This window comes from Streptomyces sp. NPDC051051, from assembly GCF_040682975.1.
Classification (GTDB): domain Bacteria; phylum Actinomycetota; class Actinomycetes; order Streptomycetales; family Streptomycetaceae; genus Streptomyces.
Genome location: NZ_JBFBCB010000010.1, coordinates 135,019 through 147,969, shown reverse-complemented (window position 1 = coordinate 147,969; position 12,951 = coordinate 135,019). Strand labels below are relative to the sequence as shown.

The window sequence follows — 12,951 nt, the reverse complement described above, 5'->3', positions numbered from 1 at the left end:
CAGCGTACGACGTGGTCAGTCGCGCCGTCTGACGGCGTACGCGCCGCACAGCGCGCCGACGGCCCCGGTGGCGAGCATCGCCGTCCACAGCGGCACCGTCACCGTCACCTCGGGGACCAGCAGCCTGATCCGGGTGGCGCCGGTGTTCTCGAAGACGAAGATCAGTGCGAGGAGGGCGAGCGCCAGGACGGTGATCCGGGCGGGCGTCGGCGCGCCACCCGTCCCACTGGTCTTTCCGTCGCTCTCGGAGGTCTTCGGACTCATACGCCCAGGGTGGGCCCGCCGGCGCCCTCCGGCGCGGCGGAGGACTGCCCACGGGTGACGCCCCGGCCACCCGCCCCGCCGCCCGCTCCGGCCGGCGGTGGCCCTGCGGGTGACGGGGCCGGCCGGGGGTCAGCTCAGGGCGGGCATGGCGAGGGTGAGCGTGCCGGTGTCCGCGTCGAGTTCGGCGGCGATCCCGAAGGGCACCGTCAGTGCGCCGTCGCAGTGGCCGAAGCCGAGTTCCTCGACGACCGGCACGCCGAGCCCGCCGAGCCGGTCGGCCAGCACGGGCCGCAGCTCCTCGTAAGGACCGCACTGCGCCCAGGAGCCCAGCGCGATCCCGGCGACGCCGTCGAGCCAGCCGGTGCGCAGGAGGTGGGTGAGCGTCCGGTCGACGCGGTACGGCCGTTCCCCGACGTCCTCCAGGAGCAGCAGTCCGCCGCGGGCGCCGGACCGGGTGTGCGGGGTGCCGTACCCGGTGGCGAGGAGGGTGAGGCAGCCGCCGAGGGTGACGCCGCGGGCCCGGCCGGGAGCGAGGGCGGTGCCGGTGGAGGTGAGGGTGCGGACGGTCTCCGGGGCGAACAGGGTGGCCTTGAGGTGTTCCTGGGCGCGGGCGTTCTTCACGAAGTCGACGCCGGCGGCGACGGGGCCGTACAGCGTGACCAGGCCGAGGCGGACGGCGAACGCCTCGTGCAGGGTGGTGCTGTCGCTGAAGCCGAGGAACACCTTCGGCCCGGCGGCCCGCATGGCCTCCCAGTCGAGCAGGTCGACCATGCGCTGGGCGCCGTAACCGCCGCGCGCGCAGATCACCGCGTCGACGGACGGGTCGCACCAGGCGCGCTGGAGGTCGGCGGCCCGGTCGGCGTCGGTGCCGGCCAGATGGGGCAACGCGCCGTGCACGTCCAGGACATGGGGTGCGGCGAACGGGTCGAGGTCCCAGCCGCGCAGCAGGTCGAGGCCCGCCTGGAGCCGTTCCTCGGCGACGGGTCCGCTGGGCGCGACGACCGCCACCCGGGCGCCGGAGGCGAGCCGGGGCGGCCGCACGAGTTCCTTCACGTGGCCAGCTCCAGGGTGGGGATGCCGGGCGTGTTCAGCCCGAACACCTGGGAGTACAGGGACAGTTCGGCCTCCAGGGCGCGCGCCACCGTCTCGGCCCGCCGGAAGCCGTGCCCCTCGCCCTCGAAGGCGAGGTAGGCGTGCGGCACCCGGCGTCCCGCGATGCGGGCGAGGAGCCGTTCGGCCTGGGCGGGCGGGCAGATCACGTCGTCGAGGCCCTGGAGCAGCAGGAACGGTACGTCGATGCGGTCGGCGTGCTCGACGGGCGAGCGTTCCGCGTAGCGGGCGGGCACCTCGTCGAGGGGGCCGACCAGGGTGTCGAGGTAGCGCGACTCGAAGTCATGGGTCTCCCCCGTCGCCCAGGCCGTGAGGTCGAGGACGGGGTAGCTGATCGTGCCGCAGGCGTAGACGTCGGTGCCGGCCAGGGACGCGGCGGCGGTCCAGCCGCCCGCGCTGCCGCCGCGGATCGCCAGTCGGCCGCGGTCGGCGGTGCCCTCGTCGGCGAGGGCGAGGGCGACGGCGGCGCAGTCCTCGACGTCGACCACCCCCCACTGCCCGCGCAGCCGGTCCCGGTACGCGCGCCCGTATCCGGTCGACCCCCCGTAGTCGACCTCGGCGACGCCGATGCCGCGGGAGGTGAAGTAGGCGATCTCCAGGTCCAGTACGAGCGGGGAGCGGTCGGTGGGCCCGCCGTGCGCCCAGATCACGTAGGGCGGCAGTTCGGCGCCGGGGGCGACGCAGCCGGGGTTGCGCGGCGGGTGGACGTGGGCGTGGATCTCGCGGCCCTCGGGGCCGGTGAAGGTGCGGATCCGGGGGTCGGGGTAGTACGCGGGGTCCACGGTGTCGTCGTGCCCGGCGCCGATCACCCGGGCGCGGCCGGTGCGGACGTCCAGCTCGACGACCTCGTGGGCGCTGCGCGGGCCGGCGCCGACGGCGACGATCCGCTCCCCGTGCACGGCGAGGGTGGAAGCGAACTCGGTCCAGGGCCCGGCGGCGTCGACGACCTCACCGGTCTCGGGGTCGAGGACGCCGAGCGCGGCGGCCCCGCGGCCGTGCACGACGGCGACCAGGCCGTCCGCCAGCGGGGCGAACCAGCGGTGGCCGAGCTTCCAGAGCGCGCCGCCGAACTCCTCCTCGCGCGGGCACACGGGCCGGTGGTCCCGGTAGAGGTTCCACCAGCCCGTACGGTCGCTCGCGTACAGCAGACAGCCGTCCGTCGACCAGTCGACCTGCGCGATCGACTCCTGCGGACCACCGGCCACCACGCGGGGTTCCCCGAACGTCCCGTCGGCACCGACCTCGGCGACCAGGGCCTCCGTGCCGTCCCACGGCATCCGCGGGTGGTCCCAGGCCAGCCAGGCGGCCCGCCGGCCGTCGGGCGACAGCCGGGCTCCGGTGACGAACCGCCGCCGCGCGTCGGTGAGTTCGCGCACGGCACCGCGGTCCGCGGCCGCCGAGCCGTCCAGCGGCACGGCGGCCAGGACCCGGCGTACGTCGGTGGGTCCGTCGCCGGTGAACTCCTCCAGCACGCACCACACTTCGTCCCGTCCGGGCGGGAACTGCGGTTCCGCCCAGCGCAGTCCGCCGCCCACCTCCGACACCGGGGTCAGCGGACGGGGCTCGCCGCCGGGCTCGCAGGCGTACAGCCGCTGGTCGGCGAAGTGCACGAACACCACCAGGGTCCGTCCGCCCAGCACCCGGCCCGCCCAGGGCTGTCCGCCGTACTCGAGGACTCGGCTGCGCACGTTCCACGGCGCGGGCAGGACCGACTCCTCGGTACCGTCGACCCGCCGTCGCACCAGCGTGCGCCGACCGCCCTCGGCGGGCCGGGGGGCCGTCCACCACACCTCGTCGCCGACGAAACCGACGTACTCGGGACGCCCGTCGTGCGCGGCGGCGAGACGCGCGTCGAGGGGGGAGGGCCAAGCGCCGTACGGCAGGTTCTGCACGTCTCGCTCCTCTAGGCCGTGCGCAGGAAACGGTCGAGGACGTCGACGCCGAAGTGCAGCGCCTCGACGGGGACCCGTTCGTCGACTCCGTGGAAGAGGGCCTGGTAGTCGAGACCCTCCGGCAGCTTCAGAGGGGCGAAGCCGTAGCCGGTGATCCCGAGCCGCGAGAACTGCTTGGCGTCCGTGCCGCCGGACATGCAGTACGGCACCACGTGGCCCTGCGGCGCGAACTCCTCGACGGCCGCCCGCATCCTGGCGTACGTCGGCGAGTCCACCGGCGCCTGGAGGGCGACCTCGCGGTGCTCGAACTCCCAGCTCACGTCGGGCCCGGTCAGCGCGTCGAGGGTGGCGCGGAACTCGTCCTCGCAGCCCGCGAGATACCGTCCGTCGACGTACGCCACCGCCTCCCCCGGAATGACGTTGATCTTGTAACCGGCTTCCAGCATGGTCGGGTTGGCGCTGTTGCGGACGGTCGCCTCGACCAGTTTGGCCGCCGGACCGAGCTTCTCCAGCAGACCGTCCACGTCGTCCAGGTCGGCCTCGACGCCGTAGAGGGCGGCGATCTCAGTGAGCGCGGCCGTCACCGTGGGGGTGAGCCGCAGCGGCCACTCGTGCTCGCCGATGCGGGTGATCGCGGCGGCCAGCCGGGTCACCGCGTTCTCCCGGTTGACCTTGGAGCCGTGTCCCGCGCGTCCGCGCGCGGTCAGCTTCAGCCAGCCGGTGCCGCGTTCACCGGCCGCGATGGGGTAGATCTCGCGTCCGGTGCCGTCGTGGAAGGTGAACGCGCCCGACTCGCCGATGCCCTCCGTGCAGCCCTCGAAGAGGTGGGGGTGGCGGTCCGCGAGGAACCCGGAACCGTCCTCGGCGCTGGCCTCCTCGTCCGCGGTGAAGGCGACGACGAGATCGCGCCGGGGCCGGACGCCCTGGCGGGCCCAGGACCGGACGACGGCGAGGATCATCGCGTCCATGTTCTTCATGTCGACGGCCCCGCGCCCCCACACGACGCCGTCGCGCACCTCCCCGGAGAAGGGGTGCACGCGCCAGTCCGCGGGCTCGGCCGGCACCACGTCCAGGTGCCCGTGGACGAGCAGGGCGTCCGCGGACGGGTCGGTGCCCTCGATGCGGGCGACCACGTTGGTGCGGCCCGGCGTGCGCTCGAGGAGCGTCGGCTCCAGGCCCGCCGCGGCGAGCTGTTCGGCCGCGTACTCGGCGGCGGGCCGCTCCCGGCAGTCCCCGCCGCCCCGGTTGGTCGTGTCGATCCGGATGAGGTCCGAGGTGAACCGAACGACCTCGTCCCTCGCCTGCCCGTCAGCCATACTGCTCCTCCACCGCGGCCGAGACGACCGTCGTGACCGCCTTGAACGTGCGAATGCCCTCGTACATGGTGCCGCTGGTGTAGGCGATCCTGCGCTCCGCGGTCCGCGCCACGCCCGGCACCACGGTCGCGGCCATCGCCAGGTGCTCGGCGTCGAACTCCACGGCGACGGTGAACGGTCCCGCCTCCACCGGTTCCCGGCGCACCGCCAGCCGGGCGGCCTCCTCGGCCGCGGCCCGGATGTCGGCGGCGGTCCTGACCGGGGTCCGGCACACCGCCGCGTACCGCGACACGTGGTCCTTGACGGCGACCTTCAGCGCCTCGGGCGCGTACCCGAGCGCGTCCTCGCAGGCCACGTCGTCACCCGTGACCAGCACGACCGGCACCCCGTACTCAGCGACGACCCGCGCGTTGAGCAGCCCCTCGCTGGCCCGCACGTCGTTCAGCCACACCCCGGTGATGGAGTTGGCGAGGTAGGTGTGGGCGAGGACGCCCTCCGCGCCGGCACCGGCGTGGTAGCCGACGAACGCGATGCCGTCGACGTCGCCGTGCTGGACGCCCTCGACCATCGACAGCGACTTGTGCCGCCCGGTGAGCATCTGCGCCCGCTCGTCGAGCCGTTCCAGGAGCAGGTTGCGCATCGTCCAGTGCGCCTCGTTGATCAGGACCTCGTCGGCGCCGCCGTCGAAGAACCCGAGGACGGCCGCGTTGACGTCGGAGGTGAACAGCGCCCGGCACCGCTCCCACTGGGGCGTCCCCGGCAGCACGTCGGCCGGCCAGGTGACGCCGGTGGCGCCCTCCATGTCGGCGCTGATCAGGATTTTCATGCCCGCGTCCGTCCTCTCCCGGAAAACCCCCTGAGCTTAACGGTCCACCGGACGGCCGGCGGAAGACCTCCCCGACGGGGCAGGTGACGGCGGCCCCCGCCGCGACGACCGGTACCGGGGCACCGGTGGTCACGTCCGCGCGGTCTCGGTCACCTCTCCCGGCCCGCGAGGACCCACTGCGACGGCAGCTCGATCCGGGTCCCGTCGGCGGCGAACTCGGTCGTGACGAGCGGGAGCGCGCCAAAGGCGAGGACGGTGAGCCCGGCGGCCGCCAGGTACACCGGTTACCGGGTCGTCGGCGGGGCCTCCCGCCAGAAGCCCTCCCAGGCCGCCCGGTACCGACTCGTCACGCTCATGCCCGACTCCTCAGGGTGCGACGTCGATCCGCCGTGGGTGACGGGCCAGTACGGTGTATCGCTCCCCGGTGGCGCGGACAAGCGCCGTACGAATTCCTTCACGCCTCGTTCGAACGGCGTACGCCGTCGTGCGCCCCCCGCGCCCGTGAAGAGCCGGTCAGCGCCGGGGAAGGGTCAGTTCGAACCAGACCGACTTGCCCGCAGCGGTCCGGCTGGTGCCCCATTCCCGGGCCAGCGTGCTCACCACCCGCAGTCCGCGCCCGGACTCGTCGTCGGGTCCGGCGCTCAGCAGCGTCGGCAGCTCGTGGTCGTCGTCGTCCACCTCGCACAGCAGTGTCTCCCCGCGCACGAGCCGCAGGGTGACCGGCCGTCCGTGCGCGTGCCGCAGGGCGTTGGTCACCACTTCGCTGACCATCAGCTCGGCCGGGTCGGCCAACTGTGCGAGCCGCCAGTCGTGGAGCTGTTCGCGGACCGCGGCGCGGGCCCGGCCGACCTGGGCGGGATCGAGGGGGAGGGTCCACTCGGCGACGTCCCCGGGCTCGATGCCGTGGAGACGGGCCATCAGGAGTGCCACGTCGTCCTTGCGGCTGCCCCGGCCGGCCTTCGAGAACGTCGCGGCGAGGGCGCGGACGATGGTGTCGCAGGCGTCGTCCATGGAGGCGGCCGGGTGGGCGGCGGACTCGCACAGGGCCGCCAGGCCCACGCCGATGTCCTCGCCGCGCATCTCGACGAGTCCGTCGGTGCACATCACGAGCCGGTCGCCGGGCGCCACGCGCACGCGCACCTCCTCGAAGGGCACTCCGCCGACGCCGACGGGGGCGCCGGTGGGCAGGTCGAGCAGTTCGCTGCGGCCGTCGTCGGCGCGTACCAGCACGGGCGGGACGTGGCCCGCGTTGGCGAGGTGCAGTTCGCTCGCGATCGGGTCGTAGACGGCGTACAGGCAGGTGGCGAGGTAGGTGTCGCCGAGGCGCCGGGCCAGGTCGTCGAGGTTGCGCAGGAGTTGCGCGGGCGGCAGGTCGAGCGCAGCCATGGTCTGCACGGCCGTGCGCAACTGGCCCATCTTGGCGGCGGAGTGGAGACCGTGGCCCATCACGTCGCCGACGACGAGCGCGGTGCGGGCGCCGGGCAGTTTCACGGAGTCGAACCAGTCGCCGCCGACCCGCCCCAGCAGGGTGCCGGGCAGATAGCGGGTGGCGATGTCGCAGCCCGCCATCCGCGGCGGTATGCGCGGCAGCATGCTGTCCTGGAGCGTGTCGGCGATGCTCTCCTGGTAGGTGTACATGCGCGCGTTGTCCAGCACCAGACCCGCGCGGGCGGCGAGTTCGGCGCCGGTGACCCGGTCCATGTCGTCGAACTCGGAGCGCTCGGGGTGGCGCAGCAGGACCATGAAGCCGAGGACGACGTCGCGGGCCTTCAGCGGGACGACGAGCATCGAGCGGCCCGTGATCAGGGGCCGGAGGTCGCGCTTGTCGAACTGCGAGGCGACGGCGTGGCCCAGCCGTTCGTCGATGCGCGGTACGAGGACGGGTTCGCCGCTGGTCATGCACTGGAAGAACGGCGTGTGCTCCGGGAAGGGCATGGCCTCGCCGACGGGCACCACGTCGTCCCAGCGGCCGGGTTCGTCGGTGTGCTCCAGGGCGACCCGGTGCCACATGGTCGTGGTGTTCGGCACGCCGTCGGGGAACTCCTCGCCGGCGAGCACCTGTTCGCGCAGATAGGTGCAGGCGACGTCGGTGAAGCGCGGTACGACGGCCCTGCTGACCTCGCCGATGGTGCGGGACAGGTCGAGGGAGGTGCCGATCCTCCCGCTGACCTCGTTGAGGAACTCCAGGCGTTCGCGGACGGCGGCGTGTTCGAGGTCCTCGCCCTCGTCGTCGGGGTCCGCGGGCGCGGGCCGGCCGGCGGCCGCGGCGCGGGCGGCCCGCTCGCGGCGGGCTCTGCGCTCGACGCGCCGCGCGACCCCCCAGTCGGGGGTGACGGGCACCCGGTCGTTCTGGCTGAACTCCAGTACGGGATAGCCCAGTTCGAGAACCTGGGAGACGATGCGGGCGCTCTCGTGGACGCTCATGCTGGGCAGGATCTCGGGGAGCCTGCGGGCGAGGTCCTCGGCGCCGGGGAAGTCGGTGTGCAGGGCGAAGCCGGGCGCGATGCGCTCGACGCGCCGGCCGTCGTCCCTGTCGGGCCGGTGCAGGCGCTCGGCGTCGGCGGCCAGCACCAGCAGCCGCTCGCTGCCCGGTCCGACCAGGGGGTACGCCCACCACAGGACGTCGACGCGGGGTCTCTCCCACCCTGCGGGCCGGGGCTCCGTCCCGCCCCGCTCGGGCACGGTCAGCCGGGCCCGCCCGGCGGCCGGGTAGCCCAGCCCGCCGTCGAGGGAGTTCCCCAGCCCGGGTCCGAGGCCGTCGTAGGGCGCGTGGTCGTCGTACGGCAGGTGGTCGTCGATGTCGGGGAGGGCGCCCGAGACGGGCAGCAGGTCGATGGCGGGCTCGCCGATCGCCTCTTCCCTGGGGACGCCGAACAGCCGGCGGGCGCCGCTGCTCCAGTGCGAGACGAGGCCGGCCCGGTCGACGACGACCACGGCGAGCGGGATGCGTCCGGTGTCCGCGGCCTCGGGTGGCGCACCGCTCTCCGCCCCGCGGCTGGGAGGTGCGTCCCTCTCGGTGCCACGGTCCATGGCCCAGACCCTCTCTCCCCAGAGCTGCACATGATCTCCCCCGCAGTCCCCACCGTACGGCGCGCGCCGTACGGGATGTGCGGCAATTCTGGAATTGGTTCCACCGGGGAAGTGCTGGGTGACGGGCTTCCCCGGGGTTCTCTCAGTCCTCGTGGCCCAGTTGCAGATCACGCTCCGTGCGGCCGCCGCCGGCCACCTGCAGCACGGTGGCGACCGGCGGGTAACCCGCGGCGATGACGGTGTACTCGCCGGAGGACAGGTCGACGAAGCGGAAGGTGCCGTCCGGGCCCGTGGTGAGGGTGTCCACCACGTTGCCCGCGGCGTCCAGGAGCGTCACGCGCGCGTCCTCGACGGGCCGCCCGCCGGTGGCCCGGACCGTGCCGCGCAGCACGGCGCCGCCGGCGAGTTCGACGTCCTGGCGGGTCTCCCGCGAGGCCTGCACGGTGACCGGCAGCGCGGCGGGGCGGAAGGCGGGGGCGCTGGCGGCGAGGGTGTACTCGCCGGCCACCAGCTCGGTGATGACGTACCCGCCCTCGCGCCCGCTGCGGGTACTGGCGACGACCTCGCCGTGGACGTTGGTGAGGGTGACGGCGGCGTCCCGCACGGGCGTGCCGTCGGCGGTGACGACGGCGCCGGCGAGGCGTCCGGCACCGCCGAGGACGACGTCCAGCTCGACGGGGCGCTCACCGACGGTCACGGAGACCGCCTGCGGCTGGTGCCCGCCGGCTGCGGCGATCAGGACGTACGACCCGGAGCCGGGCGTGGCCAGCGCGTACCGTCCGTCCTCGCCGCTGGCACCGCGCCCGATCTGCTGTCCGGCCACGTCGATGAGGGTGAGCGCGGCGCGCGGCACGGCGGTTCCGTCGGGGTGCTGGACCGTGCCGCAGACGGGGATGCCCGCGGTGTACGCGGCGCGGGCCTGCGGGATGGGGGTGGTCACGGGCGCGGGTTCCGTTTCGGTGGCGTGGTGGGACACCAGCGGTTTCTCCTTGAGGAAGAAGGTGAGCACGAGGCCGAGGGCGAGCACCGGTACCAGGTACAGGAAGATCCTCGGCATGGCGTCGGCGTACGCGCCGATGTAGGCGTCGCGCAGCGCCGGGGGCAGGGTGTGGACGAGCTGCGGGGTGATCGACTCGGGGTCGGGGAGGCCGGCACCGGCATCCGCGCCGCCGGGGAGGCGCTCGCGCAGGGAGTCGGTGAGCCGGTTCGCGAAGAGGGTGCCGAAGACGGCGGCGCCGACGCTGCCGCCGATCTGGCGGAAGTAGTTGTGGGCGCTGGTGGCGGTGCCGAGATCGGCGGGACGCACGGAGTTCTGCACGGCGAGGACGAGGACGGGCATCACCAGCCCGATGCCGGCGCCGAGGACCGCCATCCAGAGGCTGTAGTGCAGCCGGGGTGTGTCGGCCTCGAGCCGGGACAGCAGCCACATGCCGAGCACGGCGAGGGCGCCGCCGAGGACGGGGTACATCCGGTAGCGGCCGGTGTGGGTGATGAGCTGTCCGGAGACGACCGAGCTGACGACGATGCCGCCCATCATGGGCAGCATGAGCAGCCCGGACTCGGTGGCGGAGGCGCCGTCGACCATCTGGAGGAAGGTCGGCAGATAGCTGGCGGCGCCGAAGAGGGCGACGCCGATCACCAGCCCCACGAGGCTGGTCAGGGTGAAGACGGAGTCGCGGAACAGCCGCAGCGGAATGAGGGGTTCGGCGGCGAAGCGCTCGGCGACCAGGAAGAGGACGGTGGCCAGGGCGGCGCCCGCGCCGAGGGACAGGATGAGGCGCGAGTCCCAGGCGTGTTCGGTGCCGCCCCAACTGGTCAGCAGGACCAGGCAGGTGGAGGCTGTGGCGAGCAGCAGGGTGCCGAGCACGTCGAAGCGGGGCCTGGTGCGCGGCTTGGGCAGCTTGAGGACGACGGCGACGACGGCGAGGGTGAGCACGCCGAAGGGGACGTTGACGTAGAAGCACCAGCGCCAGGACAGGTGGTCGGTGAAGTAGCCGCCGAGCAGCGGTCCCGCGACGGAGGCGAGGCCGAAGGCGGCGCCGATGAGGCCCATGAAGCGGGCGCGCTGCCGGGGCGGCACGATGTCCGCGATGATCGCCTGTACGCCGATCATGAGCCCGCCGGCGCCGACGCCCTGCACGGCGCGGAAGGCGATCAGCTGGTCCATGGTCCGCGCCCGTCCGGCCAGCGCGGAGCCGACGACGAAGACGACGATGGCGAACTGGAAGACGCCCTTGCGGCCGAGGAGGTCGCCGAGTTTGCCGTAGACCGGCAGTCCGACGGTGGCGGTGAGCAGGTAGGCGGTGATCGCCCAGGACATCTTGTCCAGGCCGTGCAGTTCGCCGACGATCTTCGGCAGCGCGGTGGCGACGATCATCTGCTCCAGCGCCGCGAGGAGCAGCGCGAGCATCAGCGCGAAGAAGACCAGCCGCACCTGGCGAGGGCTCGGTTCGGCGCTCCGGGCGGCCCCGGGCGGGGCGGGCGGTGGAGGTGCCGCCGCCGGTGCGCTCCGCGCTCCGTCGTGCAGGTCTTCCTGCACCAGAGTGGTCCCACCCACCTATCGCTCCCCTCGTCGCACCTGCCGCACAAGTCCCGCGTGAAGCGACAACTCCGAGCAAGTGCGACGAGTTACGGCATCGACCCGGTCCGAAGGGAGAACCACTCGAACCGGTGAGGTGGAGCAACGGTCAGGAGTCGTCGGGCTCTTGACCTGCGGCGAGCCGCCGCCGAGGGCGGGCTACTTCTCGACCTCGGTGGCGAGGTTGCCGAGGATCGCGTCGTAGATCCGGCCGAGGCCCTTGGGGGCGAAGGTCCTCTCGAAGAAGCCGCCGACGCCGCCGGCGCCGGTCCAGGTGGTGGTCACGACGACGCGGGACCTGCCCTCCCCGGCCGGGGTGACCCGCCAGACGGTGACCATGGAGGAGTTGCGGTCCTTCTCGACCAGCTCGCCGTCGGTGGGCTCGGTGACCTCCAGGAGGCAGTCACGGACGCGCTTGCTGGTGGCCTGGAGCTTCCAGTGGACGAGGGTGCCCTCTCCGTCGCCGCCCTCGCGCACCTCGTACTCGCTGAACTGCTCCGGCAGCAGCCTCGCGCGCGTGCCGCTGTAGTCGGCGATCGCGTCGAACACCGTGTCCGGGGCCGCCGCGACGACCCGCTCGGTGGTGGCCTCGACCTGCGCCATGGGGTTCCTCCAGGTCCTTGTTGCTCGGTGGTTCCTCGGATCGGGGCAAGCCAACCACCCCGGTCCCCGGCCGCCCAAATCGGGGGTGCGGAAGCGGTCGCGGGCCGGTCGGAAAGCACCCTCGCACGATCATGGGAGCAAGTGTTCCATTGTGAGTCCAGTGCTACCGAGGAGGCCTCATGCGCTGGGAGAACCTCACCGTGGAACCCCGCCGCGACCGGCCGGCGGACGCCGCGCTGTTCGGCGCGGACGCGGTCACCACCAGGACGTTGGACACCCCGGAGTTCGCCGGGACGACGTTCCACGAGATCCGGGCCCGCACGATCCTCAACCGGGTGCCGGGCGCCTCCCGGATGCCGTTCGAGTGGACGGTGAACCCCTACCGGGGCTGCACGCACGCGTGCGTGTACTGCTTCGCCCGCAAGACGCACGGCCACCTCGGCCTGGACACCGGCGTCGGCTTCGACACCCAGATCGTCGTGAAGGTGAACGCGCCGGAGCTGCTGCGCCGCCAACTGGCCTCGCCGCGCTGGCACGGCGAGCACGTCGCGATGGGCACCAATGTCGACTGCTGCCAGCGCGCCGAGGGCCGCTACCGGCTGATGCCGGGCATCCTCACCGCCCTGCGCGACCGGGCGAGCCCCTTCTCGATCCTGACCAAGGGCACCCTGATCCTGCGCGACCTCGACCTGCTGAAGCAGTCCGCCGAGGTGACCGACGTCGGCATCTCCGTGTCGGTCGGCTTCACCGACACCGAGCTGTGGCGCACCGTCGAGCCGGGCACCCCGGCCCCGCAGCGGCGCCTGGAGGTGGTCCGGACGCTGACCGCGCACGGCATCGGCTGCGGGGTGCTGATGGCGCCGGTGATCCCCTTCCTCGGCGACCGGCCGGACCAACTGCGCGCCACCGTGCGGTCGATCGCGGCGGCCGGGGCCACCTCCGTCACCCCGCTGGTGCTGCACCTGCGGCCCGGCGCCCGCGAGTGGTTCACGACCTGGCTCGGAGAGCACCACCCGCATCTGGTGCGCCGCTTCGAGCGGCTGTACGCGGACGGCGCCTACGCGCCGAAGTGGTACCAGCGCCGGCTCACCCGTCAGGTCCACGACCTGGCCCAGGAGTACGGGATCGGCCCCACGCGCGCGGGGATGCCCCGCCGGATCCGGCCGCCCGAGCCGGCGGCGGAGCCCGCCGCGGCCGGACCGGCCCAGCTCAGCCTGCTCTGAGCACGTTCGTGGGCAACCGGCGGACCAATCGGGTCAAGTATCGGCAGAACAGGTTCTTCCGGGCGTCGATGCCGGGACGATGCGCCGAGGACCGTGATCCACGCGGTCC

General features: G+C 73.5%; 9 protein-coding genes and 1 pseudogene. 1 reads left to right on the top strand and 9 read right to left on the bottom strand.

Annotated features, from left to right (window positions below; all coding sequences use genetic code 11):
* Positions 1-15 precede the first annotated feature (15 nt).
* The 9 genes and pseudogenes from AB0N31_RS10950 to AB0N31_RS10910 form a co-directional block, all read right to left on the bottom strand.
* Positions 16-264, bottom strand: a complete 249-nt coding sequence (locus tag AB0N31_RS10950) for a DUF1049 domain-containing protein (RefSeq protein ID WP_366058040.1) — start codon at positions 262-264, stop codon at positions 16-18.
* Between the two features lie 129 nt (positions 265-393).
* Positions 394-1,317 (bottom strand): LD-carboxypeptidase, encoded by a 924-nt coding sequence (locus AB0N31_RS10945; protein WP_366058039.1) that lies wholly within the window; start codon positions 1,315-1,317, stop codon positions 394-396.
* Entirely contained in the window at positions 1,314-3,266 is a 1,953-nt protein-coding gene (locus AB0N31_RS10940) for a prolyl oligopeptidase family serine peptidase (RefSeq protein ID WP_366058038.1), read from the bottom strand. The genes AB0N31_RS10945 and AB0N31_RS10940 overlap by 4 nt, the downstream gene beginning before the upstream one ends.
* An 11-nt stretch (positions 3,267-3,277) precedes the next feature.
* On the bottom strand, positions 3,278-4,582 hold the full coding sequence (locus AB0N31_RS10935; protein ID WP_366058037.1) for a M20/M25/M40 family metallo-hydrolase: 1,305 nt from the start codon (positions 4,580-4,582) through the stop codon (positions 3,278-3,280).
* Positions 4,575-5,408 (bottom strand): M55 family metallopeptidase, encoded by an 834-nt coding sequence (locus tag AB0N31_RS10930; protein WP_366058036.1) that lies wholly within the window; start codon positions 5,406-5,408, stop codon positions 4,575-4,577. Before AB0N31_RS10930 ends, AB0N31_RS10935 begins: the two co-directional genes overlap by 8 nt.
* Positions 5,409-5,557: 149 nt before the next feature.
* Positions 5,558-5,692, bottom strand: a pseudogene (locus AB0N31_RS10925) (SAM-dependent methyltransferase); the annotation flags it as partial.
* A gap of 229 nt (positions 5,693-5,921) precedes the next feature.
* A complete protein-coding gene (locus AB0N31_RS10920; RefSeq protein ID WP_366058035.1) occupies positions 5,922-8,438 on the bottom strand; it encodes a SpoIIE family protein phosphatase in 2,517 nt (838 codons plus the stop codon).
* Between the two features lie 142 nt (positions 8,439-8,580).
* The gene (locus tag AB0N31_RS10915) at positions 8,581-10,995 is read right to left on the bottom strand and encodes an MFS transporter (RefSeq protein WP_366058034.1); all 2,415 of its coding nucleotides are present in this window, start codon (positions 10,993-10,995) and stop codon (positions 8,581-8,583) included.
* 180 nt (positions 10,996-11,175) lie between these two features.
* Positions 11,176-11,619 (bottom strand): SRPBCC family protein, encoded by a 444-nt coding sequence (locus AB0N31_RS10910; RefSeq protein ID WP_366058032.1) that lies wholly within the window; start codon positions 11,617-11,619, stop codon positions 11,176-11,178.
* Positions 11,620-11,798: 179 nt separating this feature from the next.
* Here AB0N31_RS10910 and AB0N31_RS10905 point away from each other — a divergent pair, with 179 nt between their 5' ends.
* Positions 11,799-12,842, top strand: coding sequence for an Rv2578c family radical SAM protein (locus tag AB0N31_RS10905; RefSeq protein ID WP_366058031.1), 1,044 nt, complete (start codon positions 11,799-11,801; stop codon positions 12,840-12,842).
* The last annotated feature ends 109 nt before the right edge of the window (positions 12,843-12,951 follow it).

Bases quoted from the DNA above. Each gene is read 5' to 3' on its own strand.
- AB0N31_RS10910 (WP_366058032.1), bottom strand. From the start codon at position 11,619: ATGGCGCAGGTCGAGGCCACCACCGAGCGGGTCGTCGCGGCGGCCCCG.
- AB0N31_RS10905 (WP_366058031.1), top strand. From the start codon at position 11,799: ATGCGCTGGGAGAACCTCACCGTGGAACCCCGCCGCGACCGGCCGGCG.
- AB0N31_RS10950 (WP_366058040.1), bottom strand. From the start codon at position 264: ATGAGTCCGAAGACCTCCGAGAGCGACGGAAAGACCAGTGGGACGGGT.
- AB0N31_RS10920 (WP_366058035.1), bottom strand. From the start codon at position 8,438: ATGGACCGTGGCACCGAGAGGGACGCACCTCCCAGCCGCGGGGCGGAG.
- AB0N31_RS10935 (WP_366058037.1), bottom strand. From the start codon at position 4,582: ATGGCTGACGGGCAGGCGAGGGACGAGGTCGTTCGGTTCACCTCGGAC.
- AB0N31_RS10930 (WP_366058036.1), bottom strand. From the start codon at position 5,408: ATGAAAATCCTGATCAGCGCCGACATGGAGGGCGCCACCGGCGTCACC.